The 24207-nt window shown below is 72.7% G+C and carries 21 protein-coding genes and 1 tRNA gene; 8 read left to right on the top strand and 14 right to left on the bottom strand.

The genetic code is table 11. The features are described 5' to 3' along the window. Window positions 1-2 precede the first annotated feature (2 nt). A complete protein-coding gene (locus ACFCXS_RS16165; protein ID WP_376643908.1) occupies window positions 3-2279 on the top strand; it encodes a hypothetical protein in 2277 nt (758 codons plus the stop codon). On the opposite strand, the gene ACFCXS_RS16160 is transcribed toward ACFCXS_RS16165, so the two are convergent. From ACFCXS_RS16160 to fxsA, 3 genes are all read right to left on the bottom strand, one after another. Continuing rightward, entirely contained in the window at window positions 2257-3129 is an 873-nt protein-coding gene (locus tag ACFCXS_RS16160; protein WP_376643907.1) for a hypothetical protein, read from the bottom strand. The two genes, ACFCXS_RS16165 and ACFCXS_RS16160, sit on opposite strands and share 23 nt — an antisense overlap. A gap of 209 nt (window positions 3130-3338) precedes the next feature. Continuing rightward, complete coding sequence (gene fxsT / locus ACFCXS_RS16155) at window positions 3339-6965, bottom strand: FxSxx-COOH system tetratricopeptide repeat protein (protein WP_376643906.1); 3627 nt, start codon at window positions 6963-6965, stop codon at window positions 3339-3341. A gap of 125 nt (window positions 6966-7090) precedes the next feature. Continuing rightward, entirely contained in the window at window positions 7091-7285 is a 195-nt protein-coding gene (gene fxsA / locus ACFCXS_RS16150) for an FxSxx-COOH cyclophane-containing RiPP peptide (protein WP_376643904.1), read from the bottom strand. A gap of 257 nt (window positions 7286-7542) precedes the next feature. On the opposite strand from fxsA, the gene ACFCXS_RS16145 reads away from it, so the two are divergent. Both ACFCXS_RS16145 and ACFCXS_RS16140 read left to right on the top strand, forming a co-directional pair. After that, window positions 7543-8766 carry an FxsB family cyclophane-forming radical SAM/SPASM peptide maturase gene (locus ACFCXS_RS16145; protein WP_376643903.1) on the top strand — a complete coding sequence of 408 codons (1224 nt, stop codon included), beginning with the start codon at window positions 7543-7545 and terminating at the stop codon, window positions 8764-8766. Beyond that, the gene (locus ACFCXS_RS16140; RefSeq protein ID WP_376643901.1) at window positions 8763-10130 is read left to right on the top strand and encodes an HEXXH motif domain-containing protein; all 1368 of its coding nucleotides are present in this window, start codon (window positions 8763-8765) and stop codon (window positions 10128-10130) included. The genes ACFCXS_RS16145 and ACFCXS_RS16140 overlap by 4 nt, the downstream gene beginning before the upstream one ends. A 98-nt stretch (window positions 10131-10228) precedes the next feature. On the opposite strand, the gene ACFCXS_RS16135 is transcribed toward ACFCXS_RS16140, so the two are convergent. The 3 genes from ACFCXS_RS16135 to ACFCXS_RS16125 form a co-directional block, all read right to left on the bottom strand. Continuing rightward, window positions 10229-10306, bottom strand: a complete 78-nt coding sequence (locus ACFCXS_RS16135) for a 50S ribosomal protein bL37 (RefSeq protein ID WP_370443954.1) — start codon at window positions 10304-10306, stop codon at window positions 10229-10231. Window positions 10307-10557: 251 nt separating this feature from the next. Next, window positions 10558-10631, bottom strand: a tRNA-Pro gene (locus ACFCXS_RS16130). 44 nt (window positions 10632-10675) lie between these two features. Beyond that, window positions 10676-11029, bottom strand: a complete 354-nt coding sequence (locus ACFCXS_RS16125) for a hypothetical protein (protein ID WP_376643900.1) — start codon at window positions 11027-11029, stop codon at window positions 10676-10678. 255 nt (window positions 11030-11284) lie between these two features. Here ACFCXS_RS16125 and ACFCXS_RS16120 point away from each other — a divergent pair, with 255 nt between their 5' ends. Continuing rightward, a complete protein-coding gene (locus ACFCXS_RS16120; protein ID WP_376643899.1) occupies window positions 11285-11629 on the top strand; it encodes a cupin domain-containing protein in 345 nt (114 codons plus the stop codon). 13 nt (window positions 11630-11642) lie between these two features. Here the strand turns inward: ACFCXS_RS16120 and ACFCXS_RS16115 are convergent, their stop codons facing one another. Further along, a complete protein-coding gene (locus tag ACFCXS_RS16115) occupies window positions 11643-12641 on the bottom strand; it encodes a LacI family DNA-binding transcriptional regulator (protein WP_376643897.1) in 999 nt (332 codons plus the stop codon). Window positions 12642-12752: 111 nt separating this feature from the next. On the opposite strand from ACFCXS_RS16115, the gene ACFCXS_RS16110 reads away from it, so the two are divergent. Next, the gene (locus ACFCXS_RS16110) at window positions 12753-13916 is read left to right on the top strand and encodes a Gfo/Idh/MocA family protein (RefSeq protein ID WP_376643895.1); all 1164 of its coding nucleotides are present in this window, start codon (window positions 12753-12755) and stop codon (window positions 13914-13916) included. A 206-nt stretch (window positions 13917-14122) separates the two neighbouring features. Here ACFCXS_RS16110 and ACFCXS_RS16105 read toward each other — a convergent pair whose 3' ends face one another. Continuing rightward, window positions 14123-15154 (bottom strand): LacI family DNA-binding transcriptional regulator, encoded by a 1032-nt coding sequence (locus ACFCXS_RS16105; RefSeq protein WP_376643894.1) that lies wholly within the window; start codon window positions 15152-15154, stop codon window positions 14123-14125. Window positions 15155-15262: 108 nt separating this feature from the next. On the opposite strand from ACFCXS_RS16105, the gene ACFCXS_RS16100 reads away from it, so the two are divergent. The 3 genes from ACFCXS_RS16100 (at window position 15263) to ACFCXS_RS16090 (ending at window position 18324) form a co-directional block, all read left to right on the top strand. Continuing rightward, window positions 15263-16420, top strand: coding sequence for a phytanoyl-CoA dioxygenase family protein (locus ACFCXS_RS16100; protein ID WP_376643893.1), 1158 nt, complete (start codon window positions 15263-15265; stop codon window positions 16418-16420). Between the two features lie 8 nt (window positions 16421-16428). Continuing rightward, window positions 16429-17205: an SDR family oxidoreductase gene (locus ACFCXS_RS16095; protein WP_376643892.1), complete on the top strand. Its 777-nt coding sequence runs from the start codon at window positions 16429-16431 to the stop codon at window positions 17203-17205. Between the two features lie 114 nt (window positions 17206-17319). After that, window positions 17320-18324 carry a Gfo/Idh/MocA family oxidoreductase gene (locus ACFCXS_RS16090; RefSeq protein WP_376643891.1) on the top strand — a complete coding sequence of 335 codons (1005 nt, stop codon included), beginning with the start codon at window positions 17320-17322 and terminating at the stop codon, window positions 18322-18324. A 67-nt stretch (window positions 18325-18391) separates the two neighbouring features. Here ACFCXS_RS16090 and ACFCXS_RS16085 read toward each other — a convergent pair whose 3' ends face one another. From ACFCXS_RS16085 to ACFCXS_RS16060, 6 genes are all read right to left on the bottom strand, one after another. Beyond that, window positions 18392-18994: a GPP34 family phosphoprotein gene (locus ACFCXS_RS16085; RefSeq protein ID WP_376643890.1), complete on the bottom strand. Its 603-nt coding sequence runs from the start codon at window positions 18992-18994 to the stop codon at window positions 18392-18394. 125 nt (window positions 18995-19119) lie between these two features. Then, the gene (locus tag ACFCXS_RS16080) at window positions 19120-20142 is read right to left on the bottom strand and encodes a Gfo/Idh/MocA family protein (protein WP_376643889.1); all 1023 of its coding nucleotides are present in this window, start codon (window positions 20140-20142) and stop codon (window positions 19120-19122) included. Between the two features lie 18 nt (window positions 20143-20160). Further along, window positions 20161-21063, bottom strand: coding sequence for a sugar phosphate isomerase/epimerase family protein (locus tag ACFCXS_RS16075; RefSeq protein WP_376643887.1), 903 nt, complete (start codon window positions 21061-21063; stop codon window positions 20161-20163). Window position 21064: 1 nt separating this feature from the next. After that, entirely contained in the window at window positions 21065-21976 is a 912-nt protein-coding gene (locus ACFCXS_RS16070) for an ATP-binding cassette domain-containing protein (protein WP_376643886.1), read from the bottom strand. Window positions 21977-21981: 5 nt separating this feature from the next. Further along, on the bottom strand, window positions 21982-23058 hold the full coding sequence (locus tag ACFCXS_RS16065; RefSeq protein WP_376643885.1) for an ABC transporter permease: 1077 nt from the start codon (window positions 23056-23058) through the stop codon (window positions 21982-21984). Continuing rightward, the gene (locus ACFCXS_RS16060) at window positions 23058-24077 is read right to left on the bottom strand and encodes a sugar ABC transporter substrate-binding protein (RefSeq protein ID WP_376643884.1); all 1020 of its coding nucleotides are present in this window, start codon (window positions 24075-24077) and stop codon (window positions 23058-23060) included. Before ACFCXS_RS16060 ends, ACFCXS_RS16065 begins: the two co-directional genes overlap by 1 nt. Between the last annotated feature and the right edge of the window lie 130 nt (window positions 24078-24207).

Here is a 24207-nt window from a genome sequence, read left to right as displayed (position 1 = left end):
TCGTGGCCGCAAGCAGCGCAGACACCTGGTACAGCAACCCCTTTCCCCTGGTGCCGGTCGTGCGGCTCGGCCCGTCGGCGGACCTCGGTGATGCCCCGGTCGAGGCCGCGGACTCGGGCAACGCCCATGTCCCGACGCGGATCCTCGACGAGCTCCAGGGCCTGGTGCGCGACTATCTCCGGGACCGGCCCCGGGGCGGGCGGCGCGGCCGGGCGATCGCCGTGGTGGGCGAGTTCGGTCTCGGCAAGTCCCATGCGGCCCGGGAGGTCTGCAACGCGCTGGCCCGCCCGGACGGCCCGGCCCTGTGGATCGTCGACGAGCCGGCGCAGGACTTCGGCCGGATGTACCGCGACCGGCTGCGGGGCCCGGCGGACAGCCCGGAGGGGCGTGCCGCGTTCGAGGAACTCGTCCGGGACTACTACGCGTATGTGACGGCGGTGCGGGTCGGCGAGCAGAGCTCCGATCCGCGCCCCGGCCGGCCGGACGACATCCCGCTGGGCGACATCGCCCTCGACGACATCGCCAGCGGGCTGCGCGACCGGGTCCTCGACCCGGACAAGGTGGTCTCCGCCCTGCGCTACGACCCCGAGGTGATGCACGCCGATCTGCGCGTCACCCTCGGCGAGGTGACGGAGCACCGGCGTTTCGCCACCGCGCTCGCCCTGCTCCAGGACCCCCGGTTCACCTCGATGGTGTGGGCGTGGCTGAGCGGCGACGAGCCCGCGCAGCAGTTGCGGGAACGCGGCATCAAGGACGCGGTCTCGGGCATCGACCCGGTCTTCGACGCGCTCGCCGTCCAGGGCTTCCTGCACGGCCGGGTGGGCAAACCGTACGTCCTGCTGATCGACTCCCTGGAGAAGGTCCTGGACTGGCCCGAGGATTCCCGGCGTACGTTCGTGGACGCCTTCGAACGGCTGGTCAACGTGTATGTGAGCCGGGGTGGTCTGCTGGTGTTCTGCACCTCGCCGCGCGGCCTGAACGCGTTCCGGCCGAGCCTGCACGAGCGGGTGGTGCAGCTGTGGCCGACCCGGTTCGGCGCGGAGCTGACCGCGCGGCTGGTCGCCGAGTACGCCGGTTCGGGTGCCCCGCCGGACGTGTCCGAGGGGGCGGACCCCATCGAGCGCTGGCCCGCGCCGTTCGGCTCCGAGTCGGTCGGGATCCTCCAGGAGCTCACCGGCGGGGTGCCCCGGGAGATCCTCAAGACCTGCCACCACGCCTGGCAGTTGAGCGAGGACAGCGGCGGCGCGGTCCGGGAGGTGAGTGCCGCGACGGTGCTGCGGGCCGTGCGGGAGCTGCACGACAACGTCTCCGAGGACCAGGTGGTGTCCACGGTCCACGACGCGCTGGCCGAGGGCCAGTGGCGCATCGCGTCGCACGACCCGGTCCCGGGGCGGGGCTCCGACGCCGACGGGCCGCTGGCGGTGGCGTACTGGCTGGAGCCGGTCCCGAACGCCTACATCGCCGTCGTGGTGACCCCGTCGGTGCTCGTCGCCGACGACGAGGAACGCATCACCGCGCGGGTCAGGGCGCTGCGCGGTGCCCTGCACCCGGCGCAGGCCGAGGTGCTGCTCGTGGTCAACGGCCTTGTGTCGCGGACCATGCGGGACCGGCTGGCGCGCTCGCTGGGCTCACAGCCCCTGGTGTACCGTCCGGGCGACTTCACGCAGGCCGTGAACCAGGCCCTGGACCGGCTGCGCGCCCGTCTCACGCAGCTGCGCCAGGAGGCCGATCTCGCCGAGCTGACCACCGAGTTGCGCAGTGCCCTCGGTGAGCACGGTGCCCAACTGGGTCAGCTGCGGCGGACGGTGAGCGATCTGGCCCGGCGTGACCTGGTCGCCGCGGCGCCCGGTCCGGCGCGTTCGGCGCTGCCGGAGCCCGTCGAGGGCCGGTTCGAGGAGGTGTTCGCGCTGCTGGACGCGTCCGTGGAGCGGCTGGCCGGGCGCCCGCCGGGCGGTGCCGCGGCCGGTGGCCCGGTCCTGCGGGCGGGTCCGTCCGATCTGGCGGCGCTGGGCTGCGCCACGTTGGTCCGGCAGTTGACGGAGACCTTCCGTACGGGGGCGGACACCTGGTTCCGCGCCGCCTCGGCCGGCGTACCGAGCGAGGAGCAGTGGGCGCGGCTGCGCGAGGTCTGCCGGGGGTACGAGACGGCGGTGGAGGTGCTGCCCGTGCAGGCCCTCGGCGGGGCGGGCCCGGTGCACCGGCCGACCGTCGCTCGCGCGGTGGAGGCACTCGCCGACGAGGTGTGGGGCGCCCTGGTCAGTGCGGTGCGGTCCGCATGACGGCGCCCACGGCGTCCGCGAGGCGGCGCAGCCGGCTCTCGGCGTGGGCGACCTGCCGCTGGTCCAGCGTCACCCCGAGGACGTAGTCCCGCGGCGACAGCCAGATCACGTACACGGCGCCCTCCTGGACGTCCAGGACGAGGCGGTCGGCGGGTGGTGACACGACCAGCCGCAACGCGTCGGTCAGCCGGGCGAGATGGCCGCGCAGGCTCTGGGCGAGATCGCGGTAGGACGTGCGGCGGGAGCGCACGCTGGTCTCCAGGAAGCGCGGGCCGAGTTCGGGACTCTCGAAGACGTCGCCCGCGCAGACGAGCTTCCAGTCCCGGTAGTAGGCGGCGTACTGCAGGTCCAGGGTGTTGACGTGCGCGCCCCACAGGGCCCGCAGCCGCATCTCGGAGGGGCCGTCGTGCTCGGCCGCCGCCGTCCCGAAGTCGATCCGCAGCCGCCCCTTGTCCTCCGGCAGGGGTTCCATCATGTCCGTGAGACCGCCGGGCAGCTCGTCGGGCAGGTGGTGCACCTGGGTGCGGATGGCGGAGACGAGGGCGTTCATGGCCTCGTCGACGGCGGGCATCCCGCCGTGCGTGTCGGTGTGTGCTGACAGGTATTCCCCCGCCTTGACGCGGCCGCCCCACAGACCGCCGTGCGGGTTGGCCACCACGACGCGCATCAGCTCACCCGTGCCCAGCGGCCGCATCAGCGCGCCCAGATCCTGGGTGCACAGCAGCAGCCGGCTGCCGGGCAGCGCCTCGTTGGCGATGTCCTCGCCGCCCACGGTGACCAGGCTGCTCAGCGGCGGGCAGTCGCCCCGGCGGACCACGAAGTCGATGATTCCGTTGCTGTAGTGGGACACCGATCTGAGGGCGGGGACACCTGCGAAGGCCCTCTGGCACAGCGCTGTTATCCGGCCGTGGCCCTCAGGGGACCAGTGGGACTCCGTGAAGAGCTCGGTCTCCGGGTGCGGGACTGTCGCCACCTGCGCTCACCTTCCGTCGGGGAACCGCCCGGGCGCGCGCCGGGCCTGGGGCCTGTCGTCCTGCGGCCTGATCCAAACGACAGGCCCTAGATGCCGGGCAGTTCCAGATCGATGTCGAAGTCCCTGGCCGGTACGGTGGCACCGGTGGCCCGGGAGGTGAGCCAGGCGTGGTGCGCCCCCACGCGCCGCCCGTCGGGGCGATGCCCCATGTCCAGGTCCCGCAAACGGCGCAGGGCGCTCTCGACGAGCCGGGTCGCCTCCCCCGGCCGTCCGGCCGCCGCGAGGGTGGCGGCGAGGGAGTTCTCGGCGGCGGACACCCAGGCGTGGCTGTCGCCGAGCCGGTCGGTCAGGAGGTTCAGCGCGGCCCGGCCGATCGCCTCCGCGTCCTCGACGGCACCGGAGGCCCGCAGGTACACCGCGTGCCGGACCCCGGCCAGGGCGGCGTAGGGGTGCCAGGCGCCGAGGGTGCTCTCCAGGGCCCGGCCGCACAGGCGGGCCTCGTGTTCGGCCTCGTCGTGCTTGCCGAGTGCGTGCAGGTCGGCGGCGAGGCTGAAGCGGCAGCGCAGGGTGTCCAGATGCCCGGCGCCGAACCGGCCGGTGGACTCGGCGAGCACCCGCCGGTCCCGTTCGAGGGCCTTCTCGTAGCCGTAGACCCTCTCGTGGGAGCGGGCGGAGTTGTAGGTGATGCGACGTTCGCTGACGGCCAGGCCGAGTTCGATGTTCAGCCGGGTGCCGGTGGCGATGTCGCCGTGCCGGTGCAGCCACTGCCGCAGCAGGTCCTGGGACTCGGCGTCGCGGCCCAGGGACCGGTAGACCCAGGCGAGCAGGTCGGCGGACCGCCAGACGGCCGGGTCGTCCTCGCCGCCGACGGACTGGCGGTAGCGGAACCGGGCGAGGAGCCGGGCGAGGGCGTCGGGGGCCCGGCCGCTCAGGGCCTCGGTGAAGGCCAGGTTGTGCTCGGCCTGCACGGTCGCGGCGTGCTGCGGACCGAGCAGCAGTGTCAGGCCCTCCAGGACCGGCCGGGCCTGGAACAACGCGTCGGAGAACCTGCCGAGGGAGCGCAGGTTGGCGCCGTAGGAGTCGGCGGACAGCAGGGTCCTCGGGTGCAGGGGGCCGAGCAGCCGGCGGTGGCCGCGCAGGGCCTGTTCGGACAGCCGACGGGCCGGTTCGTAGGCGCCGGTGAGGCGGTGGGCGCGGGCGGTGAGGTTGAGCAGGCGCAGGTACTCGGGTGACGGGTCGTCGTCGTCCGCCGGGGCCCAGTGGGCCTGCGCGCGCTCGGAGATGTCGAGCAGGCGGGCGAGGTCGGCGGTCTCGCCGCGCTGGCTGAGTGCGTTGAGGTGGCGCAGCAGTGAGCGCCGGACACGGGGGCGGGTGTCCTCCCACAGACGCAGGGAGTACACCTCGCGGGCCCAGTCGGCGCTCAGGCCGCGGTTCTCGTCCGGGGTGTACTCGGCGAGGGTGCCGCGCAGCACCTGCTCGATGTGGGCGCGCTCGTCCGGTTCCATGCCGGTGCGCAGGGCGTCCCGTACCGCATGGTGCTGGCCGAGGGGCTGGTCGGGCCGGTCGAAGTCGACCTCCAGGAGCCCGACCCGGGACAGGGCCCACAGGGCGACGCTCACCATGTGTTCGTCGGGCATCCGCGTGTCGGCGGGGATCCGGCGGACCGGCACACCGTCCGCGCTGTCGTCGCGGGCGAGCTCGGAGAGGATGCGCCGCGAGCGCAGCAGCTCCAGGCCCATGCCCCGGCCGGTGAGCAGGGATGCGGCGTTCAGCAGCCAGCCCAGGGCGTCGCTCGTGCGGCTCTCGGCACGCCAGGCGGCGGCGCCCGGGGTGTGCAGCACGGTCTGCCGGGCCACCCGCACCATGACCGTCACCGGCGGGGCGGTGCCCTGCTGTTCGAGCAGGGCCTGCTGGGCGGTGCGGTACTCGGCGAGGAGGTGGGCGACGGCGGCCCGGGCCGCTGCCTGGTCGCCCATGCTGTCGTCGCGCCGGTGGGCCGCGGCGCGCTCGGCGAGGCAGAGGGCGGCGATGCGCAGGGCGAGCGGGACGAAGCCCAGGACCTGGCCGACCCGCTGGGCCTGCTCCTCGTCGATCTCGGCGAGCCGTTCGCCGAGGACGGCCCGGCATTCGGCCGGTGACATGGGCGGCAGGGAGAAGGCTGCCATGCCGGGCGTGGCCGGGGCGCTGCGGCTGGTGATCAGCACATGCCCGCGGGAGTGCGGGGTGGGCAGCAACTCCTGCAGTCCGTCGGGTGAGTCGGCCCCGTCGTAGACGAGCAGCCAGCTCTGCGTGTCGGTGCGGGAGAGGTGCTCGAACAGGGCCGGGGAGGCGCCGTCGCCGGTCGTGACCAGGTCGAGCCGGCCGGCGAGCCGGGTCAGGCCCCGGCGGGCGCGCGGGATCTCCCAGGAGCGCACCCACCACACGACGTCGTAGGCGGAGCCGAAGCGGTGGCACAGTTCCCGGACGATCTCGCTCTTGCCCCAGCCGCTCGCGGCGTGCACGACCAGCGGGGTGCGGTCCCGGCCTGCCGCGTGCAGTTCCTCCAGGAGACCGCCGAGGACGTCGTCCCGGCCGACGAAACCGCTGTAGCGGGGGGCCACGTTGGTGACGGCGGGCAGCCGGGGGAAGCGGGCGCCGGGCGTGCCGTCCGTAGGGGGCGGCGCGCCGAGGCCGAGCCCGGCGTACAGCCGCCGCACGGCCTCGTCCTCGTCGGTGCCGCGCAGGTCGATGCGCTCGTGGTGGGCGGCGCCCGGGTCGGGGAAGGGCTCGTCGGCCAGGACGATCCGGACGTCGGGATGGGACAGCGCGGCGAGCTGGGCGAGGGCGGCGTGGTCCATGTCCGCCGGGGAGAGGAAGAGCAGTGCGGTGCCGGGGGCCGGCCGGTCACCGGAGTAGGCGTCCAGGGCGCGCAGTTCGGTGCGGATGCCGCCGCGCCGGAAGCGGTCCTCCAGCCAGGCCGCCCAGGGCGCGTGGCGCTGGGAGTGGACGAGGGTGACCCGGCTCAGCGGCAGCGGGCGCCGGTTGCGGAGCCAGTCGGCGAGCCGCTCGTAGTAGGGGCGCAGCCCGGTCACGGAGCCTTCCGGCTCGCTCTCGACGGCGAGTTGCCGGGTGTCGAGGTAGAGCGGGTGGTAGGGGACCTCCAGGAAGGCCACCTCGGAGGTGCGGGAGGCCCGCGAGAGGGGACCGAACTTGCGGCGTACCCGTTCACGCGCGCCGCGCAGCCGGTCGTGCGACTCGACGTTGCTCTTCAGGCCCAGGGCCAGCAGCCGCACGGGCCGGTCGGAGCGGCCGCCGCTCATCTGCTCGGCCAGGGCGGCGGCGCCGTCGATCGACCAGGCGGTCATGGCGAAGCAGAGCACGAGCGAGTCGGCCAGGGAGCCGAGCCTGCCCTCGGCCGGGGCGCCGATGGCGTCGGGCAGGGGGGCTTCGACGAGGACGTGGTCGTAGGCGAGGGCCCGCGGGTCGGAGGTGAGGGCGAGGAGGGAGGCGGCGTCCGGGCGGGCGGCGGAGTCGATGCGCCCGGGTTCCGGGCCGGGCAGCGGGGCACCGCCCGGCGTGCCGGTCGCCCGGCCGTCCACGATCAGGACGCTGCGGTTGCCGGCGGCCAGCAGGTCCGCGACGTTGCGCACCGTCGTGCTGACGCCGAGGTTCTCCGCGGTGGAGCAGAAGAGGGCGAACCGTCCCGAGCGGTCGGCTGCGTGGATGTCGGGCATGGCCACTCCGCTTCGGACGGCAGGTGCTGGACGGTGGGGCACGACAGTCAGGGACGGTCAGTATAGGACGGGTTGCCCCTGATCAGACGGTTTCGCGTGAGGGCCGCGTCGGCGCCGGGGCCCGGTCATTGGCTCTCGTTGTGGCCGGTGACGAAGGGTTCGTCCGGGTCGCCGCCGCTGCGCAGCCGGCGCAGGGTCTCGCCCAGCGCGGAGGGCGGCAGCGCGGCGAGGTCGTCGAGCGGCACACCGGTGAGGTCCAGCACGACGGACTCCAGTGCGGCCTGATCCCTCTCGGCACCCGCTTCCTCGAGCTCTGCCATGGCCCATCCTCCGCGGTGCCCGACGGACCGCCGTCGTGGCGGCTCTCCACGCCCGGCGCCTGCGTGTCCCGGGACTCGGTGTCCAGTGTTGACGTCCCCACGGGGTGCCGCGGGAAAACGGCGACTTTCGGGCGGTGGCGGCCCGGACGACGGATTCTCGATGTTGACGGTCTGTCACCGGCCCCGAATACTGGGCCCGATGGCGTGGACCGGCCGGGCGGGCACGGGCCGGTCGGCATGCGAACCGGGGGGTGCGTATGAATCGGCTGCGCCAGGTGGAGCCGCCGTGGCCGGTCGCGGCCGACGTCGTGGCCAGGGAGGCGGCCGGCTGGGTGCCCGCGCCGCTGCACTCCTTCGTCCTGAAGGTGCACAGCCGCTGTGACCTGGCCTGCAAGTACTGCTACATGTACCGCGCGCAGGACCAGAGTTGGCGCGAGCAGCCGCGCACCATGGCGCCGGAGACGGTGGAGCGCACGGCCGGGCGCATCGCCGAGCACCTCGCGGCGCACGGGCTGCGCGAGGCCGGTGTGGTCCTGCACGGAGGTGAGCCGCTGCTGGCGGGTGAGGCCGCTCTGGGGCGCGCGGCCTCGGTCCTGCGTGCCGCGGCCGGCCCCGGTGTACGGCTGCATCTCACGCTCCAGACCAACGGTGCACGGCTGACCGAGCGCTGGCTCGACCTGTGCGCCGAGCACGGCATCCGCGTCTCGGTGAGCCTGGACGGGGACCGCGCGGCACACGACCGGCACCGCCGTGGCGCGGACGGCCGCGGCAGCCACGCCCGGGTCGCCGAGGCGGTGCGCCGGCTGTCCGAGGGGCCCCGTCGCGAGCTGTTCGCGGGCCTGTTGTGCACCATCGACCTGCGCAACGATCCGGTGCGCGCTTACGAGCACCTGCTGACGTACCGCCCACCCGCCGTGGACTTCCTGCTGCCGCAGGGCAATTGGCAGACTCCCCCGCCCGGGCTGCGCCCGGGCACGCCGTACGCGGACTGGCTGTGGCGGGTGTTCGAGCGCTGGTACGGGGCGGGACGGCGGGAGACCCGGGTGCGGCTGCTCGAGGACATGATGGCGCTGCTGCTCGGTGGGGCCCCGGAGACGGAGGCGCTGGGCATGGCCCCGGTGCGGTACGCGGTGGTCGAGACGGACGGTTCGCTCGCCCAGGACGACACGCTGCGCACCGCCTACCACGGCGCCGCCCGGACGGGCCTGCACGTACGGCGCGACTCCTTCGACGCGCTGCTGCGCCATCCCGGCGTGGCGGCCCGGCAGTGGGGCGTCGACGGCCTGTCCGCGCAGTGCCGTGGCTGCCGGCTGCGGCGGGTGTGCGGGGGCGGGCACTACGCCCACCGCTACCGCGCGGCCACCGGGTTCGCGAACCCCAGTGTCTACTGCGCGGACCTGGCCGCTCTGATCACGCGGGTCAGGGGGCGGCTGGCCGTCGACCTGGACCGGTTGCGCACCGCCGCGGCGGAAGCGGCATGAGGGGGCCGGTGCCGCTGCGTGTGCCCGGCAGGCTCTTCACCGCGCTCGCGACGGGCGGCGGCGGGTCCGACGCCCTGCGTCTGCTGGCCCGCGCGGAGCACAGCCGACGGCTGGCCTGTGCCCTGGCCGTGACGCGGGCCGCCGATGAGTCGGGCGGGGAGGTGGCCGACGCGGCCACGCGGGCATGGGAACTGCTCGCGGCCGCCCATCGGGCCGATCCGGACGCCGTGGCCGTGGTGCTGTCCCACCCCTCGGCGGGTACCGCCCTGACGGGCCTGCTGGCCCGGCTGGACCGGTTCGCCGAGGCCGGGACGGGCGTCGCGTGCGCGCCACCGGTCCACTGGTTCAGTGCCCTGGCCGCGGCCGCCGCGGTCCGCGCGGGCGTGCCCGGGCGGGTGCGGTGGCCGATGACGACCGACCAGGTGTTCCTGCCCTCGCTCGGCGGGGCACGCTTCCCGGGTGCCCGGGCCGGTGACCTTGCCGAGGTGGTGGTCGACGCCGGGGGCGCGGCCCGCATCGGGGTGGCGGGGCCCGGTTCCCCGCCCGGTCCGGTCGAGGTTCCTCAGGTCCCGTCCGGGCCGTCCGGCCGGTGGCGGGCGGCGCACCGGCTCGTGGTGCCGGACACCGGCGCGCCGCTGCTGCTGGACGACGCCGACCCGCTGCGCTTCCCCGGCGTCCCGGAACGGCCGCTGGGATTGACCCCGGGTGACCTGCGCTGGTGGGAGGCCACGGCCCGGGAGGCCTGCCGCCTGCTGCGGGACCACCATCCGGGTACGTACGCCGAACTCGTCGCCGGTGCGCGCACGCTGGTCCCGGTCGACCGCCCGGGCAGCTTCAGCGGCAGCAGCGCGGAGGCGTTCGGCGCCATGGCACTGTCCCGGCCGCGCTCCGCGCGGGGTCTCGCCCTGTCCATGGCCCACGAGATGCAGCACGGCAAGTTCGCCGCGGTGCTGCATCTGTTCGACCTCTTCGAGCCGGGCGGCGAGGAGCTGTACTACGCGCCCTGGCGTCCCGATCCGCGGCCCCTGCTCGGCCTCTTCCACGGGGCGTACGCGCATCTGGGCGTGGCGGAGTTCTGGAACCGGCGCCGGGACGTGGAGCAGAGCCCCAAGGAACTCGCCCTGGCCGAGGCGCAGTTCGCCCGCTGGCGGACGGGCGCCCGGGAGGCCACGGAGGTCCTGCTGGCCTCCGGCCGTCTCACCGCCCTCGGTCAGCACTTCGCGCAGACGATGCTGGGCACGCTCGACGCCCTGTGCCGGCTCCCGGTGCCGGGCGAGGCCCGCCGCCGCGGCATGGCGCTGGCCGCCGAGCACCGCGCGGAGTGGGTCCGCAGGAACGGGGTGCCGGAGGCGCAGCTGATCTGACCCACTCCGGGCCCGCCCCTCGACACACCTGCGAACGCAAACGGGTGAGTGGCATGTGCCACTCACCCGGTTGCGTCGGGGCGCGCCCGCAGGACCTCTCAGGACTGCGGACGGCTGCCGTGGTTCGCGCCGTTCTTGCGGCGGGCCTTCTTCTTGCGACGTCGCTTCGAGGACATCGAACCTCCTCATTCCGGCTTTCGGTCACGGCCCACCGGACTGCCGCGTCCGGTGATACAGAGCCACTTTCCAGCCGACGCGAACGCAAACGCATACGACGCGGATGCAGGCAGGTGGCCTATGTCACGACTGCCGGAGCGGCGGCACTGTCCGGGCACCGGCTCAGGAAAATGGGCACGTGCACACGGAAATGAGCAAGGGCTGTTCCCGGATGCCTCCGAAAACAGCCCTGACCTGCGACTTCGTAAAGTCGGGACGACAGGATTTGAACCTGCGACCCCTTGACCCCCAGTCAAGTGCGCTACCAAGCTGCGCCACGTCCCGATGCGTCCCGCGCGGGTGAAACCGCGTGATCACGCAGGTCAACCCTACCGCATGGGAACCCGTACGCCGACCCGCTCCCCGGTCCGTACCCCGGCCCACTCCCCCGCCGATTCCGCGGCCGGTCTCCCGTCTCGGCCCCCGGCCCGTTCCCCGGCACACGCACCGACCCGCCCTCCTGCCCGTGCCGCCGGCCGGTCCGGGCGCCGGGTCCACCCCGCGAGACCCACCGTCGAGACGGCGACGGCGAGAACGGCCCACCAGGGGAGTCCCGCCGTGGTGGCAAGGCCCGCGAAGGCCGCGACGGCCAGGAGGGGCGTGACCACGCCTCCGGTCAGTTCGGCTCGCCGGGCGGATCGCCGCCGCACCTCGTCCACGTCCTGCTCCCCCTTCGCTCGCACGCCCGCACGCTCACACGCCCTGACCATCGCAACGGCAGGGCATATGCCGCAAACAATACGCGAATCGGCGGGAACTCCCGACCAGGGCATAGGGGTTGAGACGGACAGCGGGGACCGGGACGGGCGGGTCCGCCCGGTGACCCGTGGTGAGCCCCCGAAGGCGCGAGCCGGAGCGACGAAGTGTCCGCCCGGCCCGGTCGGCACCCCACACACTGTCGAGGCCGTTCCCCCGCTGATCGGGGCTAGGGTCGCCGCATGACGTACAGCTTCGCACTGCACATCCCCGACGCCGAGCTCGAACCCGAGCCCCTCGCGTCCGAACAGATCGTGTCCGGGACGCCCGAGGTGACCGGAAAGGTGGTCTGGGAGTCGGAGGACGGCCGTCAGGTGCGGGGCGTCTGGCAGATCACGCCCGGCGTGGTCACCGACACCGAGGCCGACGAACTGTTCGTCGTGATCAGCGGGTCGGCGACGATCGAGGTCGAGAACGGGCCGACGCTCACGGTCGGGCCGGGCGACATGGCCGTACTGCGCGAGGGCGACCGTACGACGTGGACGGTGCACGAGACCCTGCGCAAGGCGTACGCGATCAACCTGTGAGCCAGGTGCGCGATCAGGGCACCCGCGCCGTCGTCCCCCTGACCTCCAGGGTCGGTGTGGTGAGTCGGACCCGGCCCTCGCCGCCCGCGCCCTCGAAGCGCTCCAGGACGCAGCGGGCCGCGCGCCGGCCGATGTCGTGGCTCGTGTTGTCGACCGTCGTCAGCCACACGTGCCGCAGGCGGGCGATGCTCGTGTTGTCGTAGCCGGCGACGGACAGGTCGTGCGGGACGCGCAGGCCCAACTCCTCGGCCGCCGAGAGCGCGCCGATGGCGGCGATGTCGTTGACGGCGAAGACGGCCGTAGGGCGGTCGGGGCGGCTGAGCAGCCGGACGGTCGTGCGGTAGCCGCCCTCCTCGGTCATGTCGCTCGGCTCGACCACCGCCTCGTCCGCAAGGCCGTGCCGGCGCATCGTCGCCTCGAAGCTGCGGCGCCGCAGCTCGCCGACCGCGCCGTATCCGGCGATGTGCGCGATGCGGCGGTGCCCGAGGCCGACCAGGTGCTCGGCAGCCAGCCGGGCCCCTCGTTCGTCGTCTCCCGCCACGACGTCGACGCCCGCCGGCGCCGGTTCGCGGGAGCCGGCCATGACGACAGGAATCCGGCCGGCCACGTCGCCGAGGGCCGCCGGGTCGGGCAGCGTGCCCACCACGACCAGGCCGTCGACGCGCAGATCCAGCAGCGGGTCGGCCGGGTCCTGGCCGGTACGGCGGTTGAGACGGGCGTCGGCCAGCAGCATGCGCAGGCCGTTGGCGTGCAGCAGGGAGTTGAGGCCGTCCAGGAGGTCCACGAACCAGGGGTTGCGCAGGTCGTTGAGGAGGACACCGACGGTGCGGGTGCGCTGCTCGCTGAGGCTGCGGGCGGCGGCGTTGGGCCGGTAACCGAGCTCCTGGACGGCCCGGAGCACGGCGTCCCGCTTCTCCGGGCGGACCTGGTCCGAGCCGCGCAGCACGAGGGAGACCAGCGACTTGGAGACACCGGCCCGCTCGGCCACGTCCCGGATCGTCGGCGGTCTCATGGGATGGACCGTTCCATGAGGCGGCGCCACTTGTCAAAGGGTTGACACCGTCGCCAAACCCCGCTCAAGGTGACCTGGACATCTTCTGGAACGGTCCAAAGAGGGGCTCTCATGGTGGACACGCTCGGCGTCGCCGTCATCGGATTCGGCTGGATGGGGCGGGTTCACACCCAGGCGTACGCGCGCGTGCGGCACCACTATCCGCAGCTGCCTCTCGTCCCGCAGCTGGTCACGGTCGCGGAGGAGGTACCGGGCCGGGCGGAGGAGGCAGCCGCGCAGTTCGGGTTCGCCTCGACGACCCGGGACTGGCGCGAGGTGGCGGCCGATCCCCGGGTGCGGGCGGTCAGCATCACCGCGCCCAACTTCCTGCACCGCGAGATCGGCGTCGCCATGGCCGAGGCGGGCAAGCACATCTGGATCGAGAAGCCGGTGGGTCTGACCGCCGAGGACGCCGGCGCGGTGGCGGACGCGGTCGCCGGGGCGGGTGTACAGGGCACGGTGGGCTTCAACTACCGCAACGCGCCCGCCGTCGAAACGGCCCGCGAGCTGATCGCCGCCGGGGAGATCGGCGCGGTCACGCACGTGCGCATCCGGCTGTTCAGCGATTACGCGGCACACCCCGAAGGCGCGCTGACGTGGCGCTACGAGCGTGAGCGTGGCGGCAGCGGGGTGCTGGGCGACCTGGCCTCGCACGGCGTGGACCTGGCCCGGCATCTGCTCGGTGACATCACGTCCCTGACGGCCGACACGGCGATCTTCCTCCCGGAGCGGGCCCGCCCGTCCGCCGCCACGGCCGGCCACAGCCGCGCCGTGGGCGGTGAGGTCGGCCCGGTCGAGAACGAGGACTACGTCAGCTGTCTGCTGCGCTTCGCCTCGGGGGCGCGTGGTGTCCTGGAGGCCTGCCGCGTCTCGGTCGGCGAGCAGAACAACTACGGCTTCGAGGTGCACGGCACGAAGGGCGCGGTGTTCTGGGACTTCCGCCGCATGAACGAGCTGGGGGTCAGCCGCGGTACGACGTACCAGGACCAGTCGGTCACCACGGTGTACGCCGGCCCCGGCGACGGGGAGTTCGCGGCGTTCCAGCCGGGCGCGGCGAACGCCATGGGGTACGACGACCTGAAGGTCGTGGAGGCGTACCGCTTCCTGCGGTCGGTGGCCGAAGGCGTCCCGTACGGGGCGACGCTCACCGATGCCGTGCACAGTGCGGCGGCGCTGGACGCCATGGCGCGCTCGGCGCAGAGCGGGAGCTGGGCGGAGGTGGCCGGGCGGGCCTGACCCCCCGCCCGCGGAGGCGGCCCCGGGCGGGCCTGCCCCCGGCCCGCGGGACGGGCTGTGGCCGTCCGCAAGCCCCCCGGGCACGAGCTCGGGCCCCCGTAGGCCCTTCCCCCGGGGGCCGCCGTCCGGGCGCGAGGTCCACATGGGCCCGACGGCAGGGGCCGGGCGCGGCACCTACCGGACCCGCGCCCGGCGCCGCCCACGGATCACACGGCCGCCTGCGGGGGCATGTTGTACGGCGTCACCACCTGGATCGCCGAGGGCAGGGTCGGTCCCGCCGGGGGCAGCGCGTCCTGGGCGCGCATGACGGTGTGGCAGGCCTCGCGTACGTCCTGGCGCAGATCGTGGTGGAGCACGGCGGACAGGCGGTGCTCGCGCAGCAGACGCGTGTTGTCGTGGTCGAGGTCGTGCGCGACGAACACCGCGCAGTCGCGGCCGAGGTCGTCGAAGGCCCGCAGCGTGGCGATGTTGCCGCCGCCGATCGAGTACACCGCGCGGATGTCGGGGTCGCGTTCCAGGGCGGCCCGGACGAGGTCGTACTGGGTGGCGTCCAGCCCCTGCCCCTCGGCGATCTCGATCAGTGTGCGCTCGGGGTGCCGGGCGCGCATGGCACTGCGGAAGCCCATCTCGCGTTCCTCCTCGTTGCGGAAGAAGCCGCTGCTGAGGCTGGTGAGGATGTTGCCCGGGCGCTCCCCCAGCCACTGGCCCATCAGGTAGGCGGCCGTCGCGCCGGCCGCCCGGTCGTCTATGCCGACGTAGGCGAGGCGGGCGCTGGCGGGCAGGTCGGTCACGAGCGTGACGACCGGGACGCCGGCGGCTTCGAGCCGGCCGACCGCGGCGGTCACCTCGGGGACGTCCGGGGCCTTGAGGATCACGCCCTGAGAGCCGCGCCGGGCGATCCGGTCCAGGGTGCGCACCAGCTCCGCGGCCGGACCGGTCTCGCGGAAGTGGAAGCGGGAGCGCAGCACCGCCGGGCGCAGGGACGGCAGCTCGGCCTCCAGGGCGGCTCGGACCGCCGTGGTGAAGCGCTCGGGCGCCTGCATCACGATGTCGACCATGAACGTCCGGCCGACGAGCCGCACCTGGGTGCGCTGCCGGTCGAGATCGGCGATGGCCTGGCGGACCTCCCGGGCGGTGCTCTCGCGCACCCCGCCCCTGCCGTTCAGCACCCGGTCGACGGTCGCCTCGCTCAGGCCCGCCTGACGTGCGATCTCCCGGATCGGGAACGGGTGGCCCATGCGCCGGCTCCTTGAGGGGTTTTTGATGGCTTGCTGCTGGTTGTTCGAGGGGTTTGTACTGACAAGAATGACAGGGCTGCGTCGCTCCGTGACCCCGAAGGGACGACGATGTCCTTCACTTCCGTCCACCGCCGTGCCTGGCTGTCCGAACAGGACTGCGATCTCGACGCGTTCCGCGCGCTGGTCGAGCAGGCCACCGACCCCGCCGACTATCCGCACGCCTGCGCGATCGAGCACGACGTGCCCGTCTACGACTGCGGGCTGCTGGAAGGCGACCGGGTGGTGCAGGCCGAGCTGGTGCGGGCGCTCGCCGACGGGCCCGGCATCGTGGTCTTCCGCGGCGCCTTTCCCGACCCCCGGATCGTGGACCGGGTCACCGACGTGTTCGAGGCGCTGATCGCCGAGCAGCGGGCCTCGGGCGCGGCGGCCGGTGACCACTTCGCCGCGCCGGGGGCCAACGACCGGGTGTGGAACGCGCTGGAGAAGGCGGCCCTGTACGACCCGGAGGCGTTCGCCGACTACTACGCCAACGACATCCTGGCCCTGGTGGCCGGCGCCTGGCTCGGCCCCGGCTACCAGGTGACCTCCCAGCTCAACGTGGTCAACCCGGGTGGCGCCGCCCAGACCGCGCACCGGGACTACCACCTGGGCTTCCTGCCGAACGAGGTCGCCGCCGCCTATCCGGCGCACGTGCACCGCCTCTCCCCCGTGCTGACGCTGCAGGGCGCGGTCGCGCACTGCGACATGCCCGTGGAGTCCGGGCCGACGATGTACCTGCCGCACTCGCAGAAGTACGAACCGGGGTACCTCGCCTGGCGGCTGCCGGAATTCCGGGCGTACTTCGAGGCGCAGCAGGTGCAGCTGCCGCTAGCCAAGGGCGACGCGGTGTTCTTCAACCCGGCCCTCTTCCACGCGGCCGGCACCAACCGCTCCGCGGACATCCGGCGCATGGCCAACCTGCTCCAGGTGTCGTCCGCGTTCGGGCGTGCGATGGAGACGGTGGACCGGGAGGCGGTGGCCAACGCGGTGTACCCGGTGCTCCTCGCTCGGCAGGCCGAAGGCGCCGACCGGGCATGGCTGGACCAGGTGATCGCGGCGAGCGCCGAGGGCTACCCCTTCCCCACCGACCTCGACAGCGACCCTCCGGTCGACGGCCTGGCTCCGCCCTCGCAGGCGGACCTGGTGCGGCGGGCACTGCACGAGGCGTGGACACCCGAGGTGCTCCGGGCGCAGCTGCGGGCCGCTGCCGAACGGCGAGAGAGCTGAGGAACTCGATGGGACTTCTCGACGACAAGGTCGTCCTGGTCAACGGCGGCAGCCAGGGGGTCGGCGCGGCCATCGCGCGGGCCGCGGTGCGCGAGGGTGCGGTGGTGGCCGTCACCGGGCGGCGCCCGGAGCCCGGCGAGGCACTGGTGGAGGAGCTGACCGCCGCCGGTGGCAAGGCCCTGTACCTCCGGGCCGACCTGTCGGATGCCGGGCAGGCGAAGGCGTCCGTGATCCGGGTCGTGGAGACGTACGGCCGCGTGGACTGCCTCGTGAACTCCGCCGGTCTGACGTCCCGGGGGACGCTGCTGGACACCACGCCCGAGCTGTTCGACCAGCACATCGGGATCAACCTCAAGGGCCCGTTCTTCGCGATGCAGGCGGCGGTGGCGGACATGGTGGGGCGTGCGGCACCCGGCACGATCGTCAACATCATCACGTCGTCGGCGCACGGCGGGCAGCCGTTCCTCGCGCCGTACGTCGCCGCCAAGGCCGGGCTGATCGGGCTGACCCGCAACGCCGCGCACGCCCACCGCTGGGACCGGGTCCGGATCAACGGCCTGAACATCGGCTGGACGGCGACGGAGGGCGAGGACGCGACACAGAAGACCTTCCATGGCGCAGCGGACGACTGGCGCGAGGAGGCCGCCGCGAAGCTGCCGATGGGCAAGCTGGGGCAGCCGGACGAGATCGCCGACTTCGTCGTGTTCCTGCTGTCGGACCGGTCCGGGGTGGTGACCGGGTCGGTCATCGACTGGGATCAGAACGTGTTGGGGGGACTCGACTAGGGATTTGCCGCGCGTTGTTGTCCCGTCGTGTGCGGCGCCTTCGTGGCTTGTCGCGCAGTTCCCCGCGCCCCTGACCGGGCGCCTCCCCCACTCTGCAACAAGGAGCAACACCCCATGCGTATCGGAATCCTCGGCCTCGGCCGTATCGGCGCCTTCCACGCCGAGACCCTCTCCGGACTCGACGCCGTCGACTCCCTCGTCCTGACCGACCCGTTCGCGGAGGCCGCCAAGTCCGCCGCCGAGCGGTTCGGGGCCGATGTCGTGGACTCGCCGGAGGCGCTGCTGGCCGCCGGTGTGGACGGCATCGTCGTCGCCGCCGCGACGGACGCCCACCCGGCGCTGATCCTGGCCGGGGTCGAGGCGGGTGTCCCCGTCTTCTGCGAGAAGCCCGTCGCCAGGACCATGGCCGAGGGGGTCGAGGTGCTCAAGGCCGTGGCCGGCCGGGACGTGCCCATCCAGATCGGCTACAACCGGCGATTCGACACCGGGTTCGTCAACGCCCGCGCCGCCGTGCAGAGCGGTGAGCTCGGGAAGCTGCACACCGTCCGCTCGACGACGCTGGACCCGGCGCCCCCGCCGGCCGCGTACATCGCCGCCTCCGGCGGCATCTTCCGCGACTGCTCGGTGCACGACTTCGACATCATCCGCTGGGTGACGGGGCGCGAGGTGAGGGAGGTGTACGCCGTCGGCGGCAACCGGGGCGCCGAGTACATCAAGGGGGCCGGTGACGCCGACACCACCGGCGCGATCCTCACCCTCGACGACGGCACGATCGCGGTCGTGTCCAACTCCCGCCACAACGCCCGCGGTTACGACGTCCGCATGGAGATCCACGGCTTCGACGACTCCATCGCGGTCGGCCTGGAGGACAAGCTGCCGCTGCGCTCGGTCGAGCCCGGGGTGACCTTCCCCGCGGGCACGCCGCACGACTTCTTCATGGACCGCTTCACCGCGGCCTACCGCGCCGAACTGACCGCGTTCACCGAGGTCGTGGCGGGCACGCGCCCGTCGCCCTGCACGATCGAGGACGCTCTGGAGGCGGGCTGGATCGCCGACGCGTGCACGCTGTCGCTGCGCGAGCACCGCCCCGTGACCATCGAGGAGGTCCGGACGGCCTGACGTTCCGACCCGGACGGGCGGCCTGCCGGGCCGTCCCCGTCCTCGCCCCGGCGTGCCGGTGCTCAGCTCACGCACCGCGCCAGATGTTGGCGAACGCCGCGTCCTCGACGGCCCGACGGCGACGGACGGCGTCGAGTTCCGTCACGGCGCCGACCACGGCCGTCAGCACGGCCTGCGGCTCGTCGCCGGGCGCGGGAAGGTCGTCGGGCACCTCGTCGCGCGCACCGACGGCCGCCGCGAGCGTGGCCAGCAGCGGCTCGTCGGTCGCCCAGCGGTGCCTGGCCCGCTGCCGGGCCGGGGACTCGACCGGCGCCGGCCAGACGCGCCGCCGGGGGATCCAGGCGGAACGGGGCAGCGAGACGAGCCCCTCCTCCTCGAAGACGGTCAGGTACTCCCCGGCCAGTCCACGGCCCCTGCGCCACAGCCAGTCGTCGACCGACATGTACGGCTTGTCGCGCACAAGCGCCGTCGCGGCCTGCTCGAGCAGAGGATCCTCGAAGGGCGGCGCCAGGCGCGGCACGACAAGGTCGCCGTCCAGCGCCACCGCCTCGGCAGCGAGAAAGTCGATCATCTCGGCCCCGGCCAGTCCGAGTGACAGCTCGCCCTGCGGCACCGGCCGGCTCGACCCCAGGTCCAAGGCCGCGATCATCAGGTCGCGTGCTGTGCCCATCGCTGCTCCCCTCGAAGGCACTGGTCACGCTACGCCGCCACCGCCCGCGGGGCGACCAGAACAGAACCCTGTCGCCGAGGGATACCCGTCCCCGGGCGCCCGGCGCACAGTGTGACCGGACGCCGTCAGGAGTCGTACAGCGCGGGCCGCTCCACCAGATCGACCTCCACCCGGCCGCCGTTCTCCAGCGCCCGCACCCCCGCCTCGCACACCGCCGCCGCGGCGTAGCCGTCCCAGGTGCTCGGGCCGGTGACCTCGCCGCGGCGGGTGGCGTCGACCCAGGCCTGGATCTGCTGGTCGTAGGCCGTCTCGAAGCGTTCGGTGAAGTCCTGGGTGATGGTGCCGCCCCAGCGGCCGGCCATGTTGGTGACCAGGGCGTGGCCCTCGCCGATGCGCGCCGTGCCGCGTTCGCAGACCACCTCGGCCTGCACCTGGTAGCCGAACCCGCAGTTGACGAAGATCTCCACGTCGCTGAGGGCGCCGCCGTCGGTCTCGAGGACGACGAACTGGGGGTCCTGCAGGGCGTCCGGGGCGTTGGCCGAGGGGGTGGGGCGCAGCACCGTGACGGCGGTGATCTCGTGGCCCAGCAGCCAGCGGGTCGCGTCGGCCTCGTGGGCGACGGAGTCGCTGATGAGCATGGAGCTGGTGAAGAAGGGCGGGCTGGCCGCGTTGCGGTGCCGGTTGTGCAGCATGAGCGGACGGCCCAGCTGGCCCGTGGCCAGCAGGGCCTTCAGCTTCGCGTACTCGGGGTCGTAGCGGCGCATGAAGCCGACCTGGACCCGGCGGTGGCCGAGGCGCAGTTCGGCGTCGAGGACGCGCAGGGCGGAGGCCGCGTCGGGGGTGAGCGGCTTCTCGCACAGGACGGGCAGATCGTGCTCGAAGGCGGCGAGGAGGGTGGCTTCGTGGGCCGGGCCCGGGGAGGCGATCAGGACGGCGTCGACGTCGGACGCGGCCATCGCCGCGGCCGGATCGGTGTGGGCGGTGCAGCCGTCGACACGGGCGGCGACGGCCTTCGCTCGCTCCGCGTCGACGTCCACGACGGCGGTCACCCGTGCTCCGCTGGTGACGTCGTGGATGCGGCGCACATGGTCGGCGCCCATCCTTCCGGTACCGATGACTGCGATTCCCAGCGGGGCACGCTCCGTCATGGCCGTCCTTTCGGGTCGTCAGGCGCCGCAGGACCTCAGGAACTTGCGGGTCCGCACCGCGATCGGCAGCGGCTTGTCCGGCTCGCAGGGGTACATGTCCTGCTCGACGATGGCGAACAGGTCCACGCCCAGCTTCTGGGCGGCCGTGAGGACCGGACCCAGCTCGGGGACGCCCGCGGGCGGTTCGCACATCACACCGCGCGCGACGGCCGGGCCGAAGGGCACCTCGTTCTTCACCACGTCGGCCAGGATGTCCGGGTCGACCTGCTTGAGGTGGAGGTAGCCGATGCGCTCGCCGTACGTCTCGATCAGCTTGACGCTGTCGCCGCCGCAGTAGGCGTAGTGCCCGGTGTCCAGGCACAGGTTGACGGCATCGGAGTCGGTCGAGTCGAGGAACTGCTCGACGTGCTCCTCGGTGTCGATGTGGGTGTCGGCGTGCGGGTGGACGACGATGTCCAGGCCGTAACGGTCCTTCACCTCACGGCCGAGGCGCTCCATGCCCGTGGTGAGGTTGCGCCACTGCTCGGTGGTCAGCTCCGGCGCCTCCAGGATCTCGGCGGTCTTGTCGTCGCGCCAGAAGGAGGGGATGACGACCAGATGCCCCGCGTCCATGGCCTGGGTGAGGGCGGCGACCCGGCTGACCTGCTCCCAGGTGGAGTCCCACTCGGAGGGGCCGCGGTGCAGGCCGCAGAAGATGGTTCCGGCGGAGACCTTGAGGTTCCGCTTGGTCACCTCGTCGGTGAGCCGGGCCGGGTCGGTGGGCAGGTAGCCGTACGGGCCGAGTTCGATCCAGGAGTAGCCGGCCTCGGTGACCTCGTCGAGGAAGCGTTCCCAGGGCACCTGCTGGGGGTCGTCGGGGAACCAGACTCCCCAGGAGTCGGGGGCGGAGCCGACACGGATGCGGTCGAGCGCGAGGGCCATGTCAGGACTTTCCTTCCGAAGAGGCTGCTACGGGCGCGGTGAGGTCTCCCTCTTCGGGGAGCTCTTCGACGTCGACGCCGTGGACCTGGGACAACTCATGCTTGAGAGAGGCCAGTTCGGCGCCGCCGGCCATGTGGTTGGTCAGTTCCTCGAGGGAGACGTCGCTGCGGGAGGCGGACAGTTCCAGGGTCCCGAGGCGCAGCACGCTGAAGTGGTCGCCGACCATGTAGGCGTGGTGCGGGTTGTGGGTGATGAAGATGACGCCCAGGCCCTTCTCGCGGGCGGCGGCGATGTACTTCAGCACCACGCCGGACTGCTTGACGCCGAGGGCGGCGGTCGGCTCGTCCAGGATGAGGACGCGGGCGCCGAAGTAGACCGCGCGGGCGATGGCGACGCACTGGCGCTGGCCGCCGGAGAGCGTGCCGATGGGCTGCTCCAGGTCGTCCAGGACGATGCCCATGTTGCGCAGCTCTTCGTCCGCGGTCTTCTTCATCTTCTCGATGTCGAGACGGCGCAGCGGCCAGGGGCCCTTGGTCATCTCGGAGCCGAGGAAGAAGTTGCGCCACACCGGCATCAGCGGGACGACCGCGAGGTCCTGGTAGACCGTGGCGATGCCCTTGTCGAGGGCCTCACGCGGGGTGGAGAAGCGCACCGGTTCGCCGTCGACGAGGAACTCGCCCTCGGTGTGCTGGTGCAGCCCCGAGATGATCTTGATGAGGGTGGACTTGCCGGCGCCGTTGTCGCCGAGGACGCAGGTCACCCTGCCGGGGTGGACTTCGAGGCTCACGCCGTGCAGGGCGCGGACGTTGCCGTAGGACTTGCCGGCGCCGCGCAGTGCGACGAGGGGACGCTCGTCGGCGGGCGGGGTGTCCTTCAGGACGGCACCGTGGGTGCCCGTTTCTTTGCTGGTCATCGCGGTCACCTCCGGGTCGCCGTGCGCTGGACCCACAGATTGATGAGGACGGCGCCGAGGAGCATCACGCCGAGGAAGGCCTTGAACCAGTCGGGGTTCCAGCCGGCGTAGACGATGCCCTGCTGCACCATGCCGAACATGAAGGCGCCGAAGACCGGGCCGATCGCGGAGCCGGAACCGCCGGTGAGCAGACAGCCGCCGATCACGGCCGCGGCGATGTAGATGAGCTCTGGGCCCACGCCCTCGCCGGACTGCACGGTGTTGAAGGAGAACAGCTGGTGCATGCCGACGAACCAGGCGCCGAAGCCGACCAGCATGAACAGGGAGATCTTGGTGAAGGTCACCGGGACACCGACGGCCCGCGCCGACTCCTTGTTGCCGCCGACCGCGAAGATCCAGTTGCCGTACTTGGTGCGCAGCAGCACCCAGGTCGCCAGGGCCGCGAAGACCAGCCACCACACCACGGTGATCTTGACGTTGACCCCGCCGACCTCGAACGTCGAGGCGAAGAGCTTCTGTGCCTGGGTGAAGCCGTCCATGTCGCTGATGTCGTCGGTGGCGACATTGCCGGTGACCAGCTTGGTCACCGCGAGGTTCACACCTTGCAGGATCAGGAAGGTGCCCAGGGTGACCAGGAAGCTCGGCAGCCCGGTCTTCACCAGCAGCCAGCCGTTGAATGCGGCGATGCCGAGCGAGACCAGCAGAGCGACGATCACACCTACCCAGACGTTCAGCGTGAGCTGGTAGCTGAGCATCGACGCGGTCAGCGCCGAGGTGATCACGGCGACACCGGCCGAGAGGTCGAACTCGCCGCCGATCATCAGCAGGGCCACGGGCAGCGCCATGATCCCGATGGTCGACGACGCGTACAGGATGTTGGCCATCGAGCTGCCGTCGCGCACCGGCGGTGCCGCGAACAGGAAGAACACGAGCACGGCCACGGCACCGAGGAACACGCCGACCTCGGGCCGGGCGAGCAGCCGCAGCGCCAGGGGTCGCTGCCGGGTCCGGCCGTCGGTCTGCTTGGGGCCGGGGGCCGGCGGTGTGTCCACCGCCGGCTCAGCCTGCTGGGTCATGCTCATCACCGGGTGCCCTTCGCGGCGAACTCCCCGATCTTGTCGACGTTGGACTTGTCGACGAAGGCCGGACCGGTCAGCACGGGCTGCTCACCGCCGCCGCTGTAGTTGCCGTTGTTCTTGTAGAGCCACAGGCCGTCGACGGCCAGGTAGCCCTGCAGGTACGGCTGCTGGTCGACGGCGAACTGGATGTCACCGGCCTTGACGGCCTTGATGAGGTCCTTGTTGAGGTCGAAGGTGGCGACCTTCGCCTTGCTGCCGGCGTCCGAGACCGACTGCACAGCGGTCAGCGCGAAGGGGGCGCCGAGGGTCACGACGTAGTCGATGGAAGGGTCCTGCTTCAGCTTGGCCGTGATCGTCGACTTCACGGACGGCATGTCGGTGCCGTTGACGTTCTGCGGATCGACCTTGCCGTCGAAGGTCTTCGCGACACCGTCGCAGCGCTGGGTGAGACCGACGTTGCCCTGCTCCTGCATGACGCAGAGGACCTTCTTGGCGCCGACCTCGTTGAGCTTCTTGCCGAAGGCCTCGCCGGCGACGGACTCGTCCTGGCCGAAGAACTCCAGCATGTTGAGCTTCTTCCAGTCGCTCAGGCCGGAGTTGAGGCCGACGACGGGAATGCCGGACTTCTCGGCCTTGCCTATGACGCCCTTGAGCGCGTCGGGCTTGGCGAGCGTGACGGCGATCCCGTCGACCTTCTGGTCGATCGCGTTCTGGACCAGGTTGGCCTGGTTGCCCGCGTTCGGGTCGGCGGAGTAGACGAGCTTGATGTTGTCCTTGGCGGCCGCGGCCTCGGCGCCCTTGCGGACGGTGTCCCAGAAGGTGTCACCGGGAGCCTGGTGGGTGACGAGGGCGACGGTCATGCGCGGCGTGGTCGCCTTGCCGGCCGAGGCGCCGGCGGCACCTTCCTCGGACTTCTTGCCTCCGGAACTGCTGGAGCAGCCGGCGAGGGTCAGGGCCGCTGCCGCGGCCACGGCGACGACGGGCGCGAGCCTGCGAGAGCGGGGGTGGGAAGAGCGGTCCATCTTTCCTGGCACCTCACTGTGCTACTGCGGGGGAAAGGAAGGGATCACGAAGGGATCCGTGGTCCCGGAGCCTTACGGAGTCCGGATCATGATGCCGCAAGCGGACTGTCGTGATGCCACGGGATACAAG

The organism is Streptomyces sp. NPDC056373 (genome assembly GCF_042262425.1).
Lineage (GTDB): Bacteria > Actinomycetota > Actinomycetes > Streptomycetales > Streptomycetaceae > Streptomyces.
This window is presented reverse-complemented; position numbering and strand designations above follow the sequence as displayed.

Coding starts and splice junctions, on each gene's coding strand:
- fxsT (WP_376643906.1), bottom strand. CDS start 6,965: ATGCCCGACATCCACGCAGCCGACCGCTCGGGACGGTTCGCCCTCTTC.
- fxsA (WP_376643904.1), bottom strand. CDS start 7,285: ATGGCAGAGCTCGAGGAAGCGGGTGCCGAGAGGGATCAGGCCGCACTG.
- ACFCXS_RS16145 (WP_376643903.1), top strand. CDS start 7,543: ATGAATCGGCTGCGCCAGGTGGAGCCGCCGTGGCCGGTCGCGGCCGAC.
- ACFCXS_RS16140 (WP_376643901.1), top strand. CDS start 8,763: ATGAGGGGGCCGGTGCCGCTGCGTGTGCCCGGCAGGCTCTTCACCGCG.
- ACFCXS_RS16135 (WP_370443954.1), bottom strand. CDS start 10,306: ATGTCCTCGAAGCGACGTCGCAAGAAGAAGGCCCGCCGCAAGAACGGC.
- ACFCXS_RS16120 (WP_376643899.1), top strand. CDS start 11,285: ATGACGTACAGCTTCGCACTGCACATCCCCGACGCCGAGCTCGAACCC.
- ACFCXS_RS16115 (WP_376643897.1), bottom strand. CDS start 12,641: ATGAGACCGCCGACGATCCGGGACGTGGCCGAGCGGGCCGGTGTCTCC.
- ACFCXS_RS16110 (WP_376643895.1), top strand. CDS start 12,753: ATGGTGGACACGCTCGGCGTCGCCGTCATCGGATTCGGCTGGATGGGG.
- ACFCXS_RS16105 (WP_376643894.1), bottom strand. CDS start 15,154: ATGGGCCACCCGTTCCCGATCCGGGAGATCGCACGTCAGGCGGGCCTG.
- ACFCXS_RS16100 (WP_376643893.1), top strand. CDS start 15,263: ATGTCCTTCACTTCCGTCCACCGCCGTGCCTGGCTGTCCGAACAGGAC.
- ACFCXS_RS16095 (WP_376643892.1), top strand. CDS start 16,429: ATGGGACTTCTCGACGACAAGGTCGTCCTGGTCAACGGCGGCAGCCAG.
- ACFCXS_RS16090 (WP_376643891.1), top strand. CDS start 17,320: ATGCGTATCGGAATCCTCGGCCTCGGCCGTATCGGCGCCTTCCACGCC.
- ACFCXS_RS16085 (WP_376643890.1), bottom strand. CDS start 18,994: ATGGGCACAGCACGCGACCTGATGATCGCGGCCTTGGACCTGGGGTCG.
- ACFCXS_RS16080 (WP_376643889.1), bottom strand. CDS start 20,142: ATGACGGAGCGTGCCCCGCTGGGAATCGCAGTCATCGGTACCGGAAGG.
- ACFCXS_RS16075 (WP_376643887.1), bottom strand. CDS start 21,063: ATGGCCCTCGCGCTCGACCGCATCCGTGTCGGCTCCGCCCCCGACTCC.
- ACFCXS_RS16070 (WP_376643886.1), bottom strand. CDS start 21,976: ATGACCAGCAAAGAAACGGGCACCCACGGTGCCGTCCTGAAGGACACC.
- ACFCXS_RS16065 (WP_376643885.1), bottom strand. CDS start 23,058: ATGAGCATGACCCAGCAGGCTGAGCCGGCGGTGGACACACCGCCGGCC.
- ACFCXS_RS16060 (WP_376643884.1), bottom strand. CDS start 24,077: ATGGACCGCTCTTCCCACCCCCGCTCTCGCAGGCTCGCGCCCGTCGTC.